The 21,175-nt window shown below is 57.3% G+C and carries 16 protein-coding genes and 1 pseudogene; 8 read left to right on the top strand and 9 right to left on the bottom strand.

All coding sequences use genetic code 11. The features are described from left to right. The first annotated feature begins 493 nt into the window (after window positions 1–493). Both C2L65_RS11890 and C2L65_RS11885 read left to right on the top strand, forming a co-directional pair. Window positions 494–1,324 carry a hypothetical protein gene (locus C2L65_RS11890; protein ID WP_156132292.1) on the top strand — a complete coding sequence of 277 codons (831 nt, stop codon included), beginning with the start codon at window positions 494–496 and terminating at the stop codon, window positions 1,322–1,324. A gap of 184 nt (window positions 1,325–1,508) precedes the next feature. Further along, a complete protein-coding gene (locus tag C2L65_RS11885; protein WP_158660409.1) occupies window positions 1,509–2,477 on the top strand; it encodes a glycoside hydrolase family 75 protein in 969 nt (322 codons plus the stop codon). 319 nt (window positions 2,478–2,796) lie between these two features. Here the strand turns inward: C2L65_RS11885 and C2L65_RS11880 are convergent, their stop codons facing one another. The 3 genes from C2L65_RS11880 to C2L65_RS11865 all read right to left on the bottom strand — a co-directional run bounded on the left by C2L65_RS11880 (window position 2,797) and on the right by C2L65_RS11865 (window position 6,726). Continuing rightward, window positions 2,797–3,243 (bottom strand): GreA/GreB family elongation factor, encoded by a 447-nt coding sequence (locus tag C2L65_RS11880; RefSeq protein WP_233446455.1) that lies wholly within the window; start codon window positions 3,241–3,243, stop codon window positions 2,797–2,799. Window positions 3,244–4,645: 1,402 nt separating this feature from the next. Continuing rightward, the gene (locus C2L65_RS11870) at window positions 4,646–5,098 is read right to left on the bottom strand and encodes an FAD-dependent oxidoreductase (protein WP_042307501.1); all 453 of its coding nucleotides are present in this window, start codon (window positions 5,096–5,098) and stop codon (window positions 4,646–4,648) included. Window positions 5,099–5,439: 341 nt separating this feature from the next. Further along, window positions 5,440–6,726: a PIN-like domain-containing protein gene (locus C2L65_RS11865; RefSeq protein ID WP_042307502.1), complete on the bottom strand. Its 1,287-nt coding sequence runs from the start codon at window positions 6,724–6,726 to the stop codon at window positions 5,440–5,442. A gap of 300 nt (window positions 6,727–7,026) precedes the next feature. Here C2L65_RS11865 and C2L65_RS11860 point away from each other — a divergent pair, with 300 nt between their 5' ends. Next, entirely contained in the window at window positions 7,027–8,466 is a 1,440-nt protein-coding gene (locus C2L65_RS11860; protein ID WP_042307504.1) for an IS1182 family transposase, read from the top strand. A gap of 445 nt (window positions 8,467–8,911) precedes the next feature. Here C2L65_RS11860 and C2L65_RS11855 read toward each other — a convergent pair whose 3' ends face one another. From C2L65_RS11855 to C2L65_RS11835, 5 genes and pseudogenes are all read right to left on the bottom strand, one after another. Next, window positions 8,912–9,283: a BON domain-containing protein gene (locus C2L65_RS11855; protein ID WP_007732118.1), complete on the bottom strand. Its 372-nt coding sequence runs from the start codon at window positions 9,281–9,283 to the stop codon at window positions 8,912–8,914. 366 nt (window positions 9,284–9,649) lie between these two features. Next, complete coding sequence (locus C2L65_RS11850) at window positions 9,650–10,051, bottom strand: nuclear transport factor 2 family protein (protein ID WP_042307507.1); 402 nt, start codon at window positions 10,049–10,051, stop codon at window positions 9,650–9,652. Between the two features lie 359 nt (window positions 10,052–10,410). Further along, window positions 10,411–11,541 (bottom strand): IS110 family RNA-guided transposase, encoded by a 1,131-nt coding sequence (locus C2L65_RS11845; protein ID WP_042317385.1) that lies wholly within the window; start codon window positions 11,539–11,541, stop codon window positions 10,411–10,413. Window positions 11,542–11,657: 116 nt separating this feature from the next. After that, the gene (locus C2L65_RS11840) at window positions 11,658–12,071 is read right to left on the bottom strand and encodes a dihydrodipicolinate synthase family protein (RefSeq protein ID WP_103254545.1); all 414 of its coding nucleotides are present in this window, start codon (window positions 12,069–12,071) and stop codon (window positions 11,658–11,660) included. Window positions 12,072–12,126: 55 nt separating this feature from the next. Next, a pseudogene (locus C2L65_RS11835) lies at window positions 12,127–12,758 on the bottom strand (malonic semialdehyde reductase). 626 nt (window positions 12,759–13,384) lie between these two features. Here C2L65_RS11835 and C2L65_RS11830 point away from each other — a divergent pair. Then, the gene (locus tag C2L65_RS11830) at window positions 13,385–13,759 is read left to right on the top strand and encodes a hypothetical protein (RefSeq protein WP_156132424.1); all 375 of its coding nucleotides are present in this window, start codon (window positions 13,385–13,387) and stop codon (window positions 13,757–13,759) included. Window positions 13,760–14,799: 1,040 nt separating this feature from the next. On the opposite strand, the gene C2L65_RS11825 is transcribed toward C2L65_RS11830, so the two are convergent. Further along, window positions 14,800–15,171, bottom strand: a complete 372-nt coding sequence (locus tag C2L65_RS11825; protein ID WP_042317020.1) for a YciI family protein — start codon at window positions 15,169–15,171, stop codon at window positions 14,800–14,802. A gap of 509 nt (window positions 15,172–15,680) precedes the next feature. Between C2L65_RS11825 and C2L65_RS11820 the strand changes: the two genes are divergently transcribed. The 4 genes from C2L65_RS11820 (at window position 15,681) to waaA (ending at window position 20,716) form a co-directional block, all read left to right on the top strand. Continuing rightward, window positions 15,681–16,487, top strand: a complete 807-nt coding sequence (locus tag C2L65_RS11820) for a hypothetical protein (protein ID WP_042317021.1) — start codon at window positions 15,681–15,683, stop codon at window positions 16,485–16,487. Window positions 16,488–17,301: 814 nt separating this feature from the next. Beyond that, complete coding sequence (gene waaC / locus C2L65_RS11815; protein ID WP_233446510.1) at window positions 17,302–18,243, top strand: lipopolysaccharide heptosyltransferase I; 942 nt, start codon at window positions 17,302–17,304, stop codon at window positions 18,241–18,243. Between the two features lie 195 nt (window positions 18,244–18,438). Beyond that, window positions 18,439–19,323: a Kdo hydroxylase KdoO gene (gene kdoO / locus C2L65_RS11810; RefSeq protein ID WP_042317025.1), complete on the top strand. Its 885-nt coding sequence runs from the start codon at window positions 18,439–18,441 to the stop codon at window positions 19,321–19,323. A gap of 91 nt (window positions 19,324–19,414) precedes the next feature. Next, window positions 19,415–20,716 carry a lipid IV(A) 3-deoxy-D-manno-octulosonic acid transferase gene (gene waaA, locus C2L65_RS11805; protein WP_042317027.1) on the top strand — a complete coding sequence of 434 codons (1,302 nt, stop codon included), beginning with the start codon at window positions 19,415–19,417 and terminating at the stop codon, window positions 20,714–20,716. Window positions 20,717–21,175 lie beyond the last annotated feature (459 nt).

The following is a 21,175-nucleotide window of genomic DNA, read 5'->3' as shown; positions in this document are numbered from 1 at the left end:
AATCAAGGTCCGTAATGCGAGCGATCTCGAATGACGGTGATGGATCGACTGCTGCAAGCCCCCGCTTAAGCAAGGTGTTGGCGAAGTGTCGTTTGCCACAGCGCTGACGGTTGACGATACGTGGTTCAACACTGCGTTACTGAAGGAACTCGGCCTGGATGACTCGTCGCGGCGCGCCAAGGTCCGATCTCCAATTGAAACACGGCACATGCTGGCTCGATGGCACACCAGTGCCCGGTGTCAAGGCCGTCCGTCACGCATCAGCGGTTGCTTCGGTCGATGGATACGCTAATGAATCGCACCGACTTGAGAGATGCCCCCGCTACGCTGCCGCGCCCGCTGATTGATCAGGAACTTTCGATCGCCTCGAACGAGGCTTCGACCACATTCCTGTCCGATGCTTTGTGAAATACTCAGAAACGTTCGGAAGTAAAGTCTGACACAGAATTATTCGTTTCATCCGATTCAATCACGGATCATGTGGAGCGCTCAGATGAAAATCGCAACGAACGCGTACCGCGTTATCGTAAAGAGCGTTCTCTTTATTCTTTTGTCAGTCATTGGAGTTGCTCTCACCGTCCGCATACTTGTTTCGGTACTACCAGATCAATGGACTAGCTCAAGGTCTCCGGTCACGGAATATAGCAAACTTCCAAACGACAACACACTTGAAGCTAACAAAGACAGAAATGCAATACTTTTATCGATAGATAGATGCCTCGGATACCCATCGCCCGGGTCGATACGGCAAGAACTGCGGGAAGTGCTCGGCGTTTCCGAACCAGATTTATCACCGCCATCCGATTTAAAATATATTGAAGTCCATCCACTCTATATTCGAATTGCGAGCCTTAACGACTCGGTATTCACGAAGCGACTCCTAACTGAAGTTAATGCCAAGACGGCATATATCGCTGCGCAATTTTCCTTATTTTCGACTATTATAATCGGACTTCTTACGACGATCCTAGTTGCTTTGAGTTCGTCAGAGTTTGGTAAAGCAGAGACCGCCCGTGGGCGGGCGATAAGGCTAGGGGCACTAGTTCTGCCGGCCATTGGCACTGCCGTGGCAGCCACGATCGCGTTTTACGATCCAAGCGGCAATCTCGCGCGGCAAAATCAAATGGCGGCAGCCCTTGAGCAATTGAACACTCAAATCGCCTTGGGTACGTGGCAAATGGACTGCGTCAAAAATCTATCGGCCGATTTGTCCAAAGAGAAGGCAATGGTCGATTCTTGGTCTCAGAGATTTCAGGAAATAACTGCTGGAGCCACCCAAGCGAAAACGCCATTGGACGTAAGCCAGCGGGCCGGGCTTAGATAGAAGATCGCCCCAACAAAAAACCAACGAAAAACCAACGAAAAACAGTAACAACTGAGATGGTTTTCGATGCCATTGGCAGAAAATTCTGCCACTAATGCATGTCGCTTTCGAGAATAGGTTAAAGTCGGAAAACATGCGCGTTGCTGACTACGGAATTCGTATATTCACATGATGGATGGGTATCATGGCTCGAAAAATTTCTTCGTGCGTGGCAGCATATCTAACGGCGTCCACCTTGATGGTCGGTTCGGTGCGCGGGGCGGAATGTGGCATGCCTCAGCGCGCCAGTCAGGTGAACTTGAACGTGCGGGCCGGCACCACCCCAGTCTGGAGCGATAGCGAAAGCAGGTTTGTTTTCTTTCAGACCGGGTTACACACCAATACCGACGGTACGAGTAGATCGTATAGCGTTGACGACTTTTGGGGCGAGCGCACAGCGCTCAATAATCTTTGTAATGCAATGTCAGATGAGTGCGCGGGTTTAGACGCCGATGGGCTGAAAGCTCGCAGGCTCGAAACTCAACGCCAGCAGGCGGCCCATTGGCCCAATGTTGCCGAAACGCGCATTTCGCCGCAGATCATTGCCTTCGATAACGATCGGAAGCCTTGCGCACCAGTTGACGGCTATCTCATATCTGCGACGGCCCTTCATAAGGTCAAACATGATGCCTGCTCGCAGGAAGCCTACGTGGATGCACTAAAAGTACCCGCCTTGGTGTTGCCAGGCCGACTGAAGGCGGCCAAACCCACGACATTCCAAGATAAGGGTGTAGAAGTTGGCGACCTTGTTGTGGCCATCGGACCGAGCAAGCAGATCGTATATGGAGTAGTAGGAGACACCGGGCCGGCGACAAAGCTCGGCGAAGCATCGATCGCCATGAACGGCCTATTGTTGGGTAAGGTATCGCCGCCTGTGAACTATCAGGAGATTCGCGGGCGTGGACGGTTTCAAGGAAAAGGCTGGGACGTTCCGAAAGCTAGGATCTTAATTTTCCCGCGGAGTAGAGACAAGGATCAGCCATTTCTCACGGCGGCGGAGATCAAGGCTGCTGCGGAAGTGCGGTTTGAGCAGTTCGGCGGCCAAGAGCGGCTCGAAGCTTGCTCAAGACTGTACGAGGGCGATACAGATCAAATTGGACAGCGGCCAAGATGAATAATCTCTGCGAAGTCGCGGTTCAAACTCGAGATCAACAAAATCGGTAAAAACTTGGTGAAACGGGACGTTGGGCACACTAGCTGCGCCTGTCGACGCGATAGCCTCAGGAAGGGCCGTGGGCTCGCTCGGTACGAATCAACATATTCCACGACTGCTTCGATCCAGTAAGGGACGCGAGCATGAAGAGAGTACGAAAGTCCGTAACGGGTCGGTTTGGTCTGTTCGCCGTCGGCCCGGGGGCGGCGATTTCAGCCCGGTCGCTACCCGATGATTGCAACTGCCCGGCTCCCCCCCAGTCGAGTGGTAGCCAAAGGCGTCACTGAGCGAAGTGGCGGCTCTCCGGTTGCAGCAGTATCGCTTTGATAACGTAACGGATCTGCACGCCGCTCGGTGGTCGGCACACTACGGTCTGCCCACATCGCGCACCCAAAAGTGAAATGCCGGCAGGCGACAGCGCCGACAGATGTCCCATCCGATAGTCCGCCTTGTCGGGATAAACCAGCGTCCAGCGATGTGTGTCCGCACTGTCGTGTGCCGCGCATTCAATCATCGTGTTCATCGTGACGACGTCAGGCGGTATCTGGTCGGGGGCGACAAGTAAAGCGGTGGCCTCAATCGTCTCCACCATCGCTCGCTGCTGCGGTGTCGCCGTCGGCAAATTGATGCACGCTTTCAGTTGAGCCAGATCGCTTTCGGACACGATGCGCTCATTTTCCGCAGGCGTCTTCATATCAGTGAGAGAACAGGTTTGGGGGAACAGCACGATTGCCTCCGGCAAGAATAAAGATTGCAGATGTCTGAGCATCGGCTGTCATCCCATATCTCCAGCCAGGACTCATCGAGAAAGATCAGCCGTGTGGCCGTGCCCGATCGATGCACGCAGCGCACGACATCCCGGTTCACGAACGCGCCGGGACGCTCATCTGAAAAGACCACCTGCATCAGTGGAGCCAGGCGCCGGGTGACCTCGGCAAAGCTCGCGTACGTCGAAGGCTTCGCGGCACCGAGCCAGTAGAGTCGTGCTGCTGTCGGGTTGCCTGCGTCCCGCAGTACAAAGCGAAGAGGCCGCGCGACTGACAGTGAGGTGAGCGATTGCATGACGACTACTCCCCGCTTCCGCGAGCGGTGTCAGGTCTGCCGTCCATGATGTCGATACCCATGGCCCGCTCCACCACTTTTTGCAGTCGGTGATCGATCCATATCCTTCCCCATCGCGTCGCATACCCTAGCGCCTCCGCCGCCGTGTAGAAATAGTCCAGGGCGCGAAATTTATATGATGAGGACTCCGACTGTTCAATAACAAGGTCGGCGGCATATAGATCGGTGTTCGCAGGCCGCGCATGGACTGAAAGGCGGTAGCCCTTATATGTCGAGCAGTAACTCAATAGTGCGACGTGTCGCGCCTGCGGCGCAGACCCGTGCATATCTACAGGCCGTTTTGCGAACTCGATCGCGAGTGTCTTCCCAGCTTGAACAGCCTGCAATGGATGCTTCGCTTGCGTTCTCATGGCTTTCCCAGTTTTCCAGCACGTGGTTAGCCCCGCCGCAATCGCAGCGCGGCAGCAGGCCGCGCGTTAGCAGCGCGACGGGAGGCTGTTGGACGCGACACACGACTGCGCGTTGCTGCGCTACTTGCCTCGCCTGCGAGGAAAGGCGCGAAAAAATGGTGTCGTGTGCCGTCAGGTCTGGTAGGAGGCCCGGCTCTTCGCTCTTATTCGAAGCGCCGGGCGAAGGGAAGTGCTGACTTGTCCGCGGGAAGAACGCGGCTCCGTGTGCGTTTCACAGTCCCTGGGTCTTGACGCCCGCACGTCTCCGCTTCGGGTAGGCCCCGAGAACGGAAACACACCAGGACAGGAAGACTCTGGAAGAAATGCACTGTTATGGCCTCAATTGGGGCGCTCGTAAGCGGCCGAGAATGCGCTCGTAAGCGGCCGAGAATGTAGACAGCCTCATTAAAGCCCGATTGTCAGGAGTTTGCAAGCTTTGATTCGACTGCTCATTCACCGCTCAACGCATCCGGCGGCGACTTTCGTTTGTGCACTTTCATCGTCTCTGCTAGATCAGCGTGCAACGATTCGACCTTGATCGACAGTTGCGGAAACAAAGTTTGCACAACAGTTTCCCATCAATAAGTCACTGAGCCGCTTCGGACCCTATCGTTGCAGCTACGACAGGCTGAGAGGCTGAGCGGATCGATCCGAGTTGGACGCATGAGGCACAGTTTGGCGCAGGATAGGATCAAGGGTTCGGCGCTGAATGTTGCATCCGAAGACAGGCTCACCGTTCTCGTCGAGAGGGGCGACGTCGCCGGTCCAGCCGTAGCGGGTCCAGATATCAACGCCATTGCGCAGGCCGCCGGCGTCCGCAATTAGCCTGTCAAGACCCAGACGCCGCAGCGTTGGCGTGGCTGACGCCTGGATGAAATGCGTACATAACTGCTTAAAAGCGGCCTTGTCGGCGTGGTGTTCGACCAGCGCGACATGCAGGTCTTCCAACGCGAACAACCGCGCAGCGGTACACCCGGCGAGACCCGCGCCGATGATGATGACGTCAAAGCCGTCATTGGTCGGCGCGTCCAGTGGTGGCGCCTCGCCGTCGCACACTATGGTTTCCTTCACTTCGACTTCCCGCCCTAACCCAACCCCGCACAGGGGGCGAACTTCACTCAGTATAGGTGCAGCTTGTAGTTTGAATTATCGCCATCCCGGCGAGCTACTTCGTGTAGCGCATGACGCAAAGCGGCCACGAACGGTCATTGCGCGCTTACGCGTTCAGTAACGACGAGTCCTCGATACCGCATCGCTCGTTGCCAAAAAATCTGTACACATCGCGCAAGTTGACCGTTGCGTCATTCACTGGAGCGTATCTTGCCCTATCCCACATCTTCCCAATGTAATCAACTTCTGAGCTTTCATCGATTAGACAGTTTTATGTGCTGCACCATGAACGCTAGTGCCTCTCAAGACACTGGAATGAAATTATAAATTTTACCTTCAAGTTTTCGGCCATTGATGTGGCTATGCGAATTTAAAATCAGATGATCTTCCAGAATTTCCCCCAGATAATCGACTTTCCCCATGTTTGAGGATAAGGCGAATACGATATCTTTTCCATCCCATTGAAACATGCCATTGTCTTCATATCCATACTTAAACCATTTAAGAATTTTCTCTGAATAATCGCCAGAGACGCTGACGCCGATGACTTGTCCATCGGGAAAAAAGCGCATGTATTGGCTATAGCTTCCGTCATCCGATAATCCCCGGTATATCCCATCAAAGCGCAATTTCCCTAGCCCCTTTGGCGCCGCCTCAGAAGCTACCGCTTCAGCTTCCTTCATCACGGCGTCGTCGATAGATACGTGGAGTTCTCGTTTACATGCGTATAAAAACTGCGGAAAACTATACATCCAAAATCGTGCGGATGCCTTTTCTCCAATCTCTTGTATCAGCTCTTCGCGGGGCCTTTCGATTCTCACTTCATTGCTATGTTTTTTTATGTGGCACCAATCCAGCTTGACGTCATTGGTTACAAATACAATCGGCAAGCCCGTTTCGATTGCGTGATCAATTATCTGATTCCAAATAACGAGATCGCCAATTTTTTGCAATCCTTCCTTCGCATTCTTTCCTTCTGCATCCAGATATCCAGGGGGAATGTGACTTCTGAATCGTAGTTCACTCTCCGCCAAAATCTCCATCTTTCTAGAAAACGTGTAATTTTTGCCAAAGGAAAATGTACCCGAAATTCTATTTAATACGGGATCGCTCATTTCCATGGCTTCTATTTCCGCTATGCGTAGATTTATTTCAGATTCTGCGCTCGAGTGAAACCTCTCCATTTCAGCCTTGAATAATTCGCTCGCAGCGCAGATAGGTCTCAGGATGGATTGATTAAGATATGGATGCGTGTGCTCCTTTCTCGTCTTTTGCGAGACATCCTTTATCTTATCGCCCAACGCTTTAGACATATTGCGAAGAGTTTTAAGATCCTCTGAGATAAGCGGCTTATATTTTTCGGAGATGGGATTTGTAATCGCTTTTTTTCTATTTTTACGGTATTCGAATTCCGCGTGACCCGGTATCCATAGACGGCCCTCAAGCGTGTGAAGAACATTTGAGAACAGTTTTTCTCGCGATATTTCGGAATAAAAATATAGCTCAAGCAACGCTGATGTATCGAATGCAAAAATGCAATCTTTCCAGATTTGCTTTTCGAATTCTTCGGAATATTCATATTGGTACATTCTGCTACCCCGTTGGATTTGAGTCCTGCTAGCTTTTCGTTGAAATATTGAACGGCAAACTGCACGCGTCGCTATGTAAATATAGCAGGTGATCGGGGGAGACGAATTGGACACCGGCATCCATTGAAACATCAAAACACAATACGGGAGCGACGATTTGCGGCGTTCAGTTCGGTAACCGATTTCCCCTGATACCTGCCATCGGTGGCGTAGAACTGAGTGGCCGTAATGGGTCCAGCTTGTGTGAAAACGTACGCTGATCGCCTAAACTGAAGTAACGCATCCAGGTCGGGCGGGTACATGAAGCGATTCGTCGAAGGCGCAGACCGTAAGCAAGCTGTTTTGCTGCCTGAGTACCTTGAGGACTATGTGTCCGACGACAATCCAGTACGCGTAGTCGATGTCTTCGTCAATGAGCTTGATCTTCGTGATCTCGGCTTTGACGGAACTGCTCCCGCAGAAACGGGACGGCCCTCGTATCATCCATCCGTGCTGCTCAAGATTTATATCTACGGCTATCTGAATCGCATTCAGTCGAGCCGGCGTCTGGAGCGTGAGACCCAGCGCAACATCGAGCTTATGTGGCTGACAGGCCGCCTATCGCCCGACTTCAAAACCATCGCCGATTTCCGACGCAACAATGGCAAGGCAATCCGCAATGTCTGCAGTCAGTTCATCGTGCTATGCCGAAATCTTGACCTCTTCTCAAAATCGATAGTGGCCATCGACGGCAGCAAGTTCAAAGCCGTCAATAATCGCGATCGGAATTTTACTAGCGCGAAGGTCAAGGCGCGCCTGCAACAAATTGATGAGAGCATCGCGCGATGTCTTTCCGCGTTGGAGACGGCAGACCGGACTCAATCCGATGTTGCTGAGGCGAAGACGAGTCGCATTAGCGACAAGATCAGCAAGCTCAAACAGCAGATGCAGGATCTCAAGGCGATGGAACAGCAATTGCGCGAGTCACCAGATGGACAGGTATCGTTGACTGATCCGGACTCGCGCTCAATGGCTACCAGCGGTCGGGGAACGGGAATGGTTGGCTACAACGTTCAGACGGCGGTTGATGACACGCATCATCTGATCGTGGCGCACGAGGTCACCAACATGGGCAACGACCGCGGCCAGTTGACGAACATGGCGGGGCAGGCGCGCGCGGCTACAGGCATCAAGGAACTGACTGTGGTTGCCGACCGAGGCTACTTCAAAAGCGAGGAAGTCCTGCAATGCCGTGAAGCGGGTATTACGACCTTCGTTCCTAAACCGCTGACTTCGGGCAAGAACGCTGACGGCTACTTCGGCAAGCAGGATTTTATTTACATAGCCAAAGACGACGAATATCTTTGCCCCGCCCAGCAGCGGCTCAACTGGCGTTTCACGAACATCGAGCATGGCATGACGCTACATTGCTATTCGAGTTCAGCCTGTTCTACCTGTGCAATCAGGAAACAATGCACATCGGGCAAACAGGCTCGCCGGATAAAGCGCTGGGAACATGAGGCCGTCGTCGAGGCGATGCAGAAACGGCTCGACCAGAAGCCGGACATGATGCGCATACGCCGTCAGACCGTTGAACACCCATTCGGTACGCTGAAATTCTGGATGGGCGCGGCGCACTTCCTGATGAAGACACGTGAGCATGTCAGCACCGAAATGAGCCTCCATGTGCTCGCGTATAACCTCAGGCGTGTCATGGCGATCCTTGGCACTGGATCGATGATGCAAAAGATGCGAGCCTGAGGACAGACTTGCAGCAGGCCGGCCGCGCTCGCGCGCATTAAGGCGCCCAGGCACTTCTTCTTCTCACAACGTGATCAAAGAACCGATAAACGTAAGACGGGCTTAACAAGGCCGTCGACGGGCGTAACTGCTCGTGTGAAAAGTCGTCAGAGCGCCCGCGCCGCGTTTTCACACAAGCTGGGTCGGTTTCTGCCGGCCGCGTCGGACAGCAGTCGGCCACAACCCGCTGTTCGCATACGTCGTCGGTCGGACGTTCTGGCGTCGGCTTTACCCCACAGCAGATTCCGCAGATCGAGCAGGTCATGGCAGCCGCTTACCCCTTGTTGCCATACGCAAAGGCGGGGCCGGATGACGTTTGCCCTTTGCTGTCCTGGTTTTTCTTGTGGCACGGACGCGGACCTCCGCACACTTCAGGTCGAGAGCGGGCGTAGTCCTGCTGAATGGGTTACATACCTCCTTCCGGGCGGATCGTCAGTGCGTTCTTCACGGAGGTCACACCTTCCACGCTCTTTGCGACCTCAGTAGCATGCTCGATTTGGCCTGGCTCCGGCACCGAGCCTTGCAGCACGACTGCGCCGCCACGCGCACGGACTGTGATGTTGGCGACGTTGATGCCTTTCGCCTTCGCCAGAGCGCCGCGCACCTTTTTTTGCAACGCTCGATCGGCAGCCTTGGTCGCCTTGGACTGCTCCTTGGTGCTTGATGCCGCGATGGCGCCCGATTCGACAGCTGCATCGCTCGCCTGTGCATGCACGTTCAGCGATGCGACAACGACGAGCGCGCCGCCCGTGATCTTGATAGCGTGAATTGCCTTCATACAATTTCTCCCGTTGTCACGATTCGCGACGATACCGGGCGGGACCACAGCACTATACCCCCGCCATTGGCTTCGGCTTCGACGGACGTGCCTTTCAGGCTGCGAGAGAGCGCGTTGGCTGTAGCGCTGTCGATGGTCAGATTCGGCGCGCCAAGTCGTTGGATCGACGCGCCGAAGGGCACTGTCGAACTAGCAGCGGGTAATCGAATACTTGCTGGCTGTTGGACGAATCCTGCAACAGCTGATCTCGCCCGCGCTTATCGCCGCTGTACGGGAGACGAGAATCACGTCGCCGCCCCTTTTGGGTCTGCTAGCCGAACGCCGTTGTGCCGTTGCCAGGCCCTCATTACAGGTACGCCAGTGTTTCTATTGGCGATGAGCCGCCGCTTCAGCCTCGGTGTCATGGTATTCCTTGAATTTCGTGATTTGTCCGCTTTCGATCGTGAATACGTGAGCCCACTCATCTTCATACGTCATGCCAGTCGAATTCACGCGCCAGCGCTGCACGCCAAGGACGACAACCTTGTCGTCGCTGGCAATAAAATCGACTGGCTCGAATCGTTCGGCAGTCTGGGTCGCAGCAAGCGTACTGAAGAATTCCGCGACCTCCTGAGGACCGTGCCTTCGCCCGGCGAACGGGATGATCTCAGTTCCAGGTATGAACCAGTCGACATTTTCGGCGAGGCTTTTCAGGACGCCCTCGATGTCGGCTTTGCTGAAAGCATCGTATGCCTGCTGCACCAACTGAATATTTTGTCGCTCATTCATTTGCGTCTCCCCTCATAGCGGAATCGTTACATTCCCTTTATCGCGGCGGAATCAAGAGCATCACCAAATAATCTGATATGACTTTCCGTGTCAATGGGAATGTGGGGTGTCCAGTGTTCTGATACGCGAATGAATTTCCTGAGGGCGACGTAGCAGTAAATCTCGACGGTGGATCATCCTGATATCCGCGGGTTGGATACCGCATTACAGTGGACCGTCTCATGAGCCTGCCGCATTCTTAAGCCGCAAGTCGGTTGATATCCGTTGCGGGATTATGCCGCGGGTTACTCGAGTAGCCGGGCTACGCCGCCTTCAGGAAACTCGTGCATCTATAAAGTGAGCGTCGTGGTGCTTCGTAATCAGGTTGCCTCTTTGCTACGAGGTAACGCGAGCGACATCGCCAGGCGCCCGATGTCCCAGATGAAACCCGACAGTTCACGGGCCACAGCCACGACCGTGGTATTGGCATTCTTGCCACGTGCGGACAGTCTCCGGTATCGGCGACAGAGTCGAACCTGCGCGTCCCAGGCGCGATCGATGATGGCCTTCGGAATGCCTTCATGGCGGCGTTGAATATCGGCGCTTACACGTGCTGGGTGCCGGTAGCTCCAGGCAGCTTCGACGAGCAGCTTTCTTGCATAGCTGTTGCCGGTCTTGGTGATGCTGCCCTGCCGTCGCTTGTCACCCGATGAGTGTTCTGTCGGGGTGACGCCGAGCCACGCCATCAATTGCCGCGGGTGGTCAAAGCGTGACAGATCGCCGAGCTCGGCGAGCATTCCAACGGCCGTGGTGAACTGCACACCGCGCATGGCCTGCAGGCCCAGGACGGCCGGATAGAACCGCCAGTTTGTCACTGCCTCACGCAAGGCGGCTTCAACCCGCTGGCATTGCGCGAGCCGATCTTCAATCGTGCGCCGAAGCTCCTCAAACGCGAACTGTTGCCATTCGCTACCGAACGCATACTGGCTCACCCAGCGTCGGTGAGCAGGTCCCCAATCGGCGTGGCCGGTATAGCGTACATCGTGTGCGAGCAGGAACGACTTGAGCCGCTGCCGCGCCTGCCTCAAATCGTCTTTGGCTGTCATCCATGCACGGGCGAGGTCGCGAAATGCCTCGTCCCCGACCGTCGGCACATACACCGCTGACAGGTCTCCGGCCCGTAGAGACCGCACAAGCTTGATCGCATCGCGCCGATCCGTCTTGACGCGCTCGCCGGGCTTTCTGGGAATCAGCGACGGTGCGCACACCATGCAGTCGAATCCTTTCTGGACCAGTTGCCGGTAAAGGCCGTAGCCACATGGCCCTGCCTCGTAGACGACACGTACGTGTCGCGCTTTCGACTGAAGACGCTTGCACAGGCGATCGATATCCGTCTTCGTCGTACCGACCTTGCCCAGAAGTTCGACCTCGCCCGTGCCGAGCGCATAGGCGACCGTGATCGAGTCCTTGTGAACGTCCAGGCCGACGTACAGCGTGCTATCGTGTTCCATACTGGCCTCCGTGCGGGAATTCGCCGGGTGTGGCACCGTCCACACCGTGCGGCTCTGGCAGCAATGCTAACCCGCGTTTGATTCCTCACGGCGGCCAGCCTCTGCCTCACGGAAAGTCATAGTGTCTTAGTCGAGACTCTGCAAGCCGTACGCTCGTCTCGTCGAACAGCAAGACAGCCTCCCTGAGGGTCCGCCGCATACGGCGTATAGACGAGCAGAGCCGATGCCCTACCTGCGTCGGCCATGCGCGCGGCTTCAGCACTGCCGGCGGCATAAACGCCGTTAACCACCGGCGTGCGGTCGCCGATTTCGTCCATGGTCACGTCGAGAACGCGCCGCTGCTCCTCGAAGCTGCACGAGGCGACCTCGGTCGCATGCGCGTTGACCGTGATGGCGCTGACCCCGTGAACGTCTGCCGTATGCCTCAAGTGTTGGCGACAAGCGCGCTCATCGATTTTGAGATCCTCGGGGAACGGCAGGATGCAGTCGCGGATGACGCCCTTTGGCTCGAAATTCGGGTGACGGGGCATTTCTTCCTCCTGGCAAAACCGGGAGATCAAACCCGCAAAGCAAGGTTCCAGGTGGTCAGAGCAATTTGCAGGCCTCGTCAAAATCCAGCCGTGGGCTGCGCGGGAACAGCCCTGCCGCATCACCATAGCCCAGATTGCAGAGGAAATTCGACTTGATATGGCTGTCTGGAAAGTACTCCTGCTGGAAGGTGCCCTCCGGTGCGCTCGCAGGAAAAAAACATGGTCGACTTTTGCATGATCGAACCCGGACATCGGACCACAATCCAATCCGAGCGACCGGGCAGCCAGGATGAAATAAGCCCCCTGTAGCGAACTATTGCGCCGTGCCGTGACCTCGGCCAGTTCCGGTGTGTCGGCGAACTAGGCTCGCGCATCTGCGTGCGGGAAGAGTTTAGGCAGCTTGTCATAGAACTTGCCGTCATAAGCGATGATGGCAGTCACCGGTCCGCTCATCGTCTTGTCGATATTGCCTGGTGCCAATGCCGGGAGAAGTCGTTGCTTCGCTTCCTGAGTGCACAGGAACAGAATACGTGCCGGGCTGCAGTTTGCGCTCGTTGGACACCACTTCATCAGCTCGTAGAGTTCGCGCAATGTGTCATCACCGACCGGTTTAGGCAGCCAGCTGTTGTGGGTTCGAGCCTGACGGAACAGCAGATCCATCCCTTCTTCATTCAATCGCTTGTCCATATTTGCCTCCCATCGGAAACTCAACCACGAAATCCTGGAGGGCGGTATGCCGTCCAGGGCGTCTCGTGCGCGTCACGCAGCTGGTCATCGATGATCTGAGCGCAGCCCCGTTCGGGTGTTATAGACATACCACGCGTCGTTCATGGAAAAATTTGCGCGGCCGGGTACCGGTGACGCTCCGGAGCGCCCTGCTGTAATGTAAGGAAGCCAGCATCTCCGAGCAGAGCTATTACCGCTGGCGCAAGGTGAGGCTGCCCCGGTTCGACGGACAGTTCTGCAGTTGGGTTTATTGCGCTGTTGATCCTCCATAAAGGGTCGTGCCACCGGGTTGAACGTCCGGAGCGGGTCGACTCCGGGCGGAGGATTTCACGCGAAGCGGTCATTCGCGGAACGTGGTGTGCATGCACTATGACGCCGGACCTGCTTCTACCAACCTCGGGAATCTCGTTCGACGTCGCACAGGCGACCGTCGTTCAATCGGGGTACCATGTGGGATGAAGTAGATGAGCATTGGTATGTCGGTGCAGTCATCGCATTAATTGGCGGACGAGTCGTTATATTCCATCACCATGCGCAGCGAGTTTCGAGTCCTCTTTGTTGGCAATAGCTATACAACGAGAAACGATATGCCAACGATGCTTGCCAGGCTCCTTGAGGCAGGCATTCCCGATATGCAGGTGAAGGTAGATGTACTCGCATTTGGCGGAGCATCGCTTGCGGCGCATTGGAACCGAGGCGAAGTCCAAAAGCGTCTAGCCGCCCAGAAATGGAATGCGGTCGTGTTGCAGGACCAAAGCACTCGACCGCTCCGTGCATTGAAAAGCATGCAAGAACATGTGCGAAGATTCGTCGATGAGATTCAAATCTCCGGTGCGAAGCCATATTTATACATGACTTGGGCTCGGAAGAATGACCCAGCGTCGCAGGCAAATATCGTTACGGCGTTTCAGGGTTTGGCTAAGGTGACCGGAGCCAGAGTTATCCCAGTCGGCCTGGCTTGAGATGAGTTTCGCAGACTGCGGCCTGAAATCGACCTATACGAACCCGATGGAAGTCATCCATCGGTGATCGGGTCATACTTAGTGGCATGCACTCAAGTTTTCTCGTTTACCGACATCGAGGCAGTCTCCGATAGGTTAGCCGAAAAAACATTAAGTACTATCGACCTGAATTTGCTCCATGAGGTATGTAGGACGACCGCAAGATCTGATAGAACATTCCGCTCAAGTTAGTTAGCCATGCCGGCCGCTGATTAAACTCAAAGGTTTGGTCCTCGCAGAATGAATTCGTCACCAACCAGCCGGAAGCCGCACCGTCAGGCGATCGCTGCCGGGCCTGTGGAATCGGCAGCGATCGGCCAGTATCAACCGTTCGCGAACACGCAGCGTCGACATCCGCCCCCAACAAGCAGTCATTCGATTCGAGCGCAAAGACGTCACAGTGAAAGCATCGACATGAGGCAACGTATCCAAGGGCGGGGCAACGGACTACCGCGCAGGAAGAGAATCATGGCGCTGACTGCCTTCAGGCTTTCCACAATGCGCGAATAGAGCGACGACGGCCATCTGACGTTTCTGTTCCTGCCGGCCTATAGTCCGCAACTGGCGCCTATCGAGCGTGTCCGGAAACTGACCCGGCGCCTGGCAATGCACAACCGCTACTTTGCCACGCTCGTCGAAGTGCTCAAGGCCGTCGAGGCCTGTTTCGGACACTGGATCAGGCCAAACGAGATTCTGCGAAGATTATGCTGCATTATTTAAGACGCGGTGTTTAGTACGAGTCGAAATCAAAACGCGGAAACATCGCCGAACTGCTTCGCTGGCTAGGCGACAAGCGTAAGTGTCACCATACGCCGACGAGCGTCGGCGATTCGTGTGGTAACGCATATCCGCGCGTGACGAAAGAGCTTCGCTGTTGGACTGCCTTCCAGCATCGGCCAACAGCGGACATCGCCGCGATGACCGGCGATGACTCCCGACACAGTGAAGGTGTCTGTGATGAAAGGAACGCGAACGCCTTCTTGAGACAGGCGTCCAAATCCTCATCGCGCCAGATAGAAGTCCAAGGGGATAAGCTCCACGGCCCATCCGCCTTCTTCGCCCAGTGTGGCAGCCGGGTGCATGGAGGCGATGCGTAACGCCTCGTCAGGGCTGTCCGCCTCGATGACGAATAGGCCGCCCACGACTTCCTTCGACTCGGTGTAAGGCCCATCGGTGATGCGCGTCCCTCCAGTGCGCGGGCGGAGCGTCTTCCACTTGTCCAGATCGCCAAGGGAGGCGGAAATCAGAACCTTGCCGGTAGCGCGCATCTTCTCGTCCAATGCTGGGCACTGGCTAACCAATTCCTTGATTTTGTCTGGCGTCATCGCGGCGAACTTTTCGGGGGAGAAGTAGGCCAGGCCGAGGTATTTCATGGGAGATCCTTTGAATGAGGTTCACTGACGACGAATCTGATGATTGGAAATCGACAATGCCCTAGCTAGTTTGTAGCAGGTCTCGCCAGCCTGTCCGCTTTGGGTCCCCCTCCTGCCCGACGTAGACAGATGGATGGGGAGAGACTTCAAGATTCGAGAGGACCGGGTTCGGCCATTCGCCGGCGTGGCCCGCAGACGCTCGAACGGCCTTTCCGCTCCAGGCTGCGGACGTTCAAACATCCGCCGGCAAACTGATCATCAGGTCTCGTGCATGATGTAGCGGCGTTTCACGCTAAGTGATCAGCCACTTGCTGTGCGACCAGAAGTAGACGTCCACCGGCCAAAACCACATCGTTTAAAGACACGTTATCAGCGATGCGGTTTTTGCGTTTTCGGCCTGCTGCATACGGGACACGTTTTCATCGGTGAAAGGTGTCTCACGGCAGGTTGCACATTCATCCGAATGTTCTAGAACTGCTTTAGGAGTTCAATCCGAGACCGGGAGACACATGAAAGTCGATCGCCTTCTTATCCTGTATGAGGCTGGAAAGTCCGAAGACAAAGCCGGCGAGGTAGCCCCTTCGGCGAACGCGCTGCTAGAGAAGCAATTACAGAAAACGGGCCGACTCGCTGACCAGCTGGCTCTCTCCGAAGGGGCCGATGCCAAGGCCAAGGGAAACCGCATGACGCCGGCATTTTTAATGCCTTTTGAGAGCCAAAACTCAAAGCTGAGATACCTGAAAGACACCAAAGGCAAACTCGAGGCTGCAGATAAGGCAGGCAAGAAGAGCGCCGGAACCATGGATCTCACATGGGGCGCCTACCTCATCCTGCACGGGAGAGGCGGCCGGGAAGCACGTGGGAAAACGACGGTCGACAAACTGGCCAAACTCCTGAAGGAGGCCGCCCCAAATGGAAAGGGCTGGAAATTGAAGAAAGTCTGCATCGTCGCTTGCACATTGGGAGCCGAACCATCCGAGGGGACGGATAGTTACGTCAAGCAGTTCTGTGACACCCTGAAAGTCACTGATGCACTCGTAGGCGGCTACACGGTTCAGGTATTCGTTGGTTATGCAGACCACCCAGGGAGTAGGGACGCATTCGCCGTGCCGGGCAATCCGAAATATTCTGATGAAAAGAACCGGGGCCATAAACTCATCTCGGTGCCCACAGACGACCTCAACCGGCTTGGGCTCAAGGACGACGTCCAGCGGCTCTCGGATGAAAACTTCCGGGCCACTTACAAAGTCGCTTGGCGCTGGACCGGTAAGAATTCGGAACAGGTCGACGTGATGAAGGAGTGGTATCACAAGTAGCGACGGCGACCTTCCCTGGCGATACCAGATGCATCTGACCCACTTGGCGGCACGGACGTCATCGCCGAGGGCTTCGCGTTTTCTGGCGTCCGTTGCGGCGTGGTCCGCAGTCCAGGCGGATCACGGCGAGCGCGTGGGTTTCCCGTGCATTTGGCGTCATGGTGTCCCAGTCCAGTGGGCGTCTCGACTGGATAATTCAGGCGGATATGGGCTGGCCTTCGAACGGAAATTGCTGCCAGCGTTCATCGGCCCATCCGCCGTCAGAAGTCAGGCTGGGCCGATGAGGTTATCGGAGTACCTGAGGCCACTTTATCCTGGAAGCTGCCGTCGGAGCCGCGTTGCCGCGAACGGCTGTTGTTGGGGGCGGTTACGGACATTCAACGCTGCTACTTGGCGACAGCTTACGACTCGCCTGGAGTTCGACGGTGGACGCGATCTTCTTGTAGCCCGTCAGCTCCACCCATGTGCTTCCGGGCACTCACAGCGTTTCATTTTCACCGTGTCACGCGTGTAAAGAGTGTTTCGCAGCAGTACGTCACTCGCACCAACTATGTCGCTCAGTCGCATAACTGCGGCGGCGGTCCGTTTACTCTGGCACCCTACGCCGCTGTGCGGGGCCGCCGACCAGTTCAGCGTCACACCCGAAAACCCCAAAAAGTCCAAAAAACCCAGAATCCGCGCGCCCTCGGGAGAGCGCGCTAGAATTGCGTTCCTTCAAAGCATCTTCACGCCGGGACAACCCGGCAACCCATTCTTGAGCGCGCAAAAGATCCTGATCGTGAGAGTGTCGTCGCTAGGCGACGTCGTCCACAACATGCCGGCCATCGCCGACATCCGCCGCCGCCATCCCGATGCGCAGATCGACTGGCTCGTCGAGGAGAGCTTCGTCAAACTGGTCGAACTGGTCGAAGGCGTCCGGCGCGCGATTCCCGTGTCGCTGCGGCGCTGGCGCAAGCGCATCCTCTCCGTCGATAACTGGCGCGAAATCAGCGCATTCCGCCGCGCGCTGGCCGCCGAAAACTACGATCTCGTGATCGACTGCCAGGGGCTCATCAAAACCGCGTGGGTCGCGAAGATGGCGCGCGGGCCGCTCGTCGGTCTCGGCAATCGCACGGACGGCGCGGGCTACGAATGGCCCGTGCGCTTCTTCTATGACCGGTCCGTGCCCATCCCGCCGCGCACACATGTCGTCGAGCGCACGCGGCAACTGGTCGCGGCAGCACTCGGCGACCCGACGCCGCAGCCCACCGACGAGATCGACTTCGGCCTCGACACGCAGCGCGCGGCGCTCGCGCTGTCCGAAGCGCAACTGAATCTTCCCGTGCCTTACGTGGTTTTCGTTCACGCCACGTCCCGCGCGGACAAGCAATGGCCCGATGCCGCGTGGATCGAGCTGGGCCAGTCGCTCGTGCGGCGCGGCGCGTCGATCGTGCTGCCGTGGGGCAGCGACGAAGAGCGTGCGACGAGCGAGCGTCTCGCCAAAGAGTTCGGCGCAGCCGCAATCGTGCCGCCGAAGCTGTCGCTTCCCGCCGTCGTCGGCCTGATCGAGGGGGCGGCGGCGACGGTCGGAGTTGATACAGGTCTGGTTCATATCGCAGCCGCGCTGAAACGCCCGACGGTCGAGTTGTACAATTTCGCCACTTCATGGCGCACGGGCGGCTACTGGTCGCCGAACGTCGTGAATCTCGGCACGGCTGGCCAGCCGCCGACGCTGCAGCAGGTAAAGTCCGCGCTGGCGGAATTCGGCCTGTTGTGACGCGGTGCGGCAATGGCGGCACGGGCATCCTGGGATGCCGGTAGCTAGCGCCGCGCGAGCGACGCCAGCGGCCGGTCGACGCATCCCGAAGCCCATAATCAGGTCTATGCCGGATGCGCGGCGGCCACCTTCAGGGAAAGTCAGCCGCCGTCGGCAGCAAGTGCGCCCAGCTTTATCCGCTTTTGAAAGGCGATCATGAACGAATCCCAGATCATCGAAGTACCGAGCGCCGACTGGCACGGCCAGGGTTTGTCGATGCCGCGCGAGACGCTTCTCGCGGGCGTCGAGCGCGGCAAGGTGCTGTATTTCCCGAATCTCGCTTTTGCGATCGAGGGCGGCGAACGCGCGCTACTCGATCCCGCGCTGGCCGATCCGAACCGCAAGAACATCAGTCTCGAGCCGAATGGCGGCGCGCTGCATGGCGTGCTGGGCGATGCCGTCACGCAGTCGGCTGTGCGCGCGCTGATTGCGCGCTATCAATCGAATGCGCGATCGCTCGTCGACGGGCTGTTTCCCGAGTACAAGGGCAAGCTGCGCGTCGCGCCGACCAGCTTGCGGCTGCATCAGGTGGAGACGCGCGAGACGTCGTGGCGCAAGGACGATAGCCGCCTGCACGTCGACGCGTTCCCGTCGCGTCCCAACTATGGCGAACGGATCCTGCGGGTGTTCACGAACATCAATCCGAACGGCGCGCCGCGCGTGTGGCGCGTCGGCGAGCCGTTCGAGGATATGGCGAAGCGTTTCCTGCCGCGCATCAAGCCGCAGATGCCCGGCTCGGCATGGCTGCTGAATCTGCTGCATGTGACCAAGTCGCCGCGCAGCGAGTACGACCATCTGATGCTGAACCTGCACGACGGCATGAAGGCCGATCTCGACTACCAGAAGGCGTCGCCGCAAGTGACGATGCCGTTCCCGCCGGGATGCGTGTGGGTGTGCTTCTCGGATCAGACGTCGCATGCGGTGATGTCCGGCCAGTTCATGATGGAGCAGACGTTCTTCCTGCCCGTCAAGTCGATGGCGCAGCCGGAGTGCGCGCCGCTTGGCATTCTCGAACGCCTGAAGGGCAGGGCGCTGGTTTGAGCGGCGCCCTGCTTTTTCCCGCGAATGTAGTGCGAGGCGCCGCAGGCGCGGCTGTCTCCATGCCGTTCCTGATGCCGCGCATGGAGGCCCGATGCTGAGGGCCATCTATAACACGCTGTGGTGGTTGATCGCGCCGCTTGCGGTGCTGCGTCTTCTGATCCGCTCGCGCAAGGAGCGCGGCTATCGCGAGCATATCGGCGAGCGTTTCGGTTTCGTACGCGGCCGCGTGCCGGAGGACGATACGCCGCTGATCTGGGTCCATGCCGTGTCGGTCGGTGAGACGCGCGCCGCGCAGCCGCTCATCGAGGCGTTGCTCAAGGCGCGACCCGACGCGCGCATTTTGCTCACGCACATGACGCCGAGCGGCCGTGCGACGGGCGAGCAGATCTTCGCCGATCGCGTGCTGCGTTGCTATCTTCCGTACGACATGCCGCGCGCGGTGCGGCGTTTTTTGAGGGCGTGGCGACCGTCCATCGGTCTCGTGATGGAAACGGAAGTGTGGCCAACGCTGATCGACGAATGCCGCCGCGCCGACGTGCCGCTCGTGCTGACGAATGCGCGGATGTCGGAGCGTTCGTACCGTCGCGCCGCGAAGTTCGGCAGTGCGACGCGTGGCGTGTTTGGCGGGTTTGCGCGCGTGCTGGCGCAGAGTCCGTCGGATGCGACGCGGCTTTCCGCGCTGGGCGCGCGCAATGTTGCCGTGCTCGGTAATCTGAAGTTCGACATGAGCACACCACCGGAACTGGCGGCGCGCGGGCATGCGTGGCGCGCGGCTATCGGTACGCGTCCGGTGTGGGTTGCGGCGAGCACGCGCGAGGGCGAAGAGGAACTGGTGTTGCAGGCGTTCGCCGCGCTTGGCGTTGACGATGCGTTGCTCATTCTCGTGCCGCGTCATCCGCAGCGTTTCAATGAGGTTGCGGCATTGGTCGAGAAGAAGGGTTTGCGGTGTGTGCGCCGTTCGGCATGGGCGCCTGCGGGCGCGGCTGCTGCTGGTGAAATTGTTGTGCCTGATTTGCCGCGTGACGTGAAGGTGTTGCTCGGCGATTCGATGGGCGAGTTGGGTGCTTACTATGCGGCGTCGGATGTGGCGTTCATTGGCGGCAGTCTGCTGCCGTTGGGCGGGCAGAATCTGATCGAGGCATGTGGTGTGGGTGTCCCTGTGTTGATCGGGCCGCATGTGTTCAATTTCACGCAGGCGACGGCGGATGCTGTGGCTGCTGGTGCGTGTGTGCAGGTGAAAGACCCTGCGGACTTGGGGCGCGTGCTGCGCGAGCTTTTTGAGGACAAGGCGCGGCGGGTGGCCATGAGTGGGGCGGCTTCTGCGTTTGCCGCGAGGCATCGGGGCGCGACTGCGCGGACGGTTAGTGTGCTGACGACGTTGTTGTCAGCCTGAGGCGGCTGGCCGCTTTTGGGTTTTGTTGCCTCTGCGCTGGCATCTTCGTTTTTGTCGTCCCGACGTTGGGTTTGGTTTTTTTGCCTTTGCGCTGGCATCCGCGTTTTGCCTTCGTGCTTCACGCGTCGCCCCTGTGCGGGGCGGCACCTACTTTTCTTTGCCGCCGCAAAGAAAAGTAGGCAAAAGAAAGCGGCTAACACCGCCAACATCTCTCATTGCCTGAGGGCCCCCAAAGGTTCTTACGCTTCACACGGCAACCACGTGACCCACGTTCGTTGCCAGCGCTCTTGCGGTGCGCCTCACCCGCTTCACGCACCCACGCTACATCATGCCGTGCCAGATAGTCCACGGCCGCCCAGGTGGCAAACTGTGTGTAGGCCGTAGTGCCTCGCACGCCACACTTCGGACCGATAGTGCATGCGTTCCACCCTGTAAGAGCGCTACCCTGTACGAAGCGAC

The sequence above is a fragment of the Paraburkholderia terrae genome (assembly GCF_002902925.1).
Taxonomy (GTDB): domain Bacteria; phylum Pseudomonadota; class Gammaproteobacteria; order Burkholderiales; family Burkholderiaceae; genus Paraburkholderia; species Paraburkholderia terrae.
The sequence above is the reverse complement of the archived record's forward strand: the minus strand, read 5'-3'. Positions and strand labels throughout refer to the sequence as shown.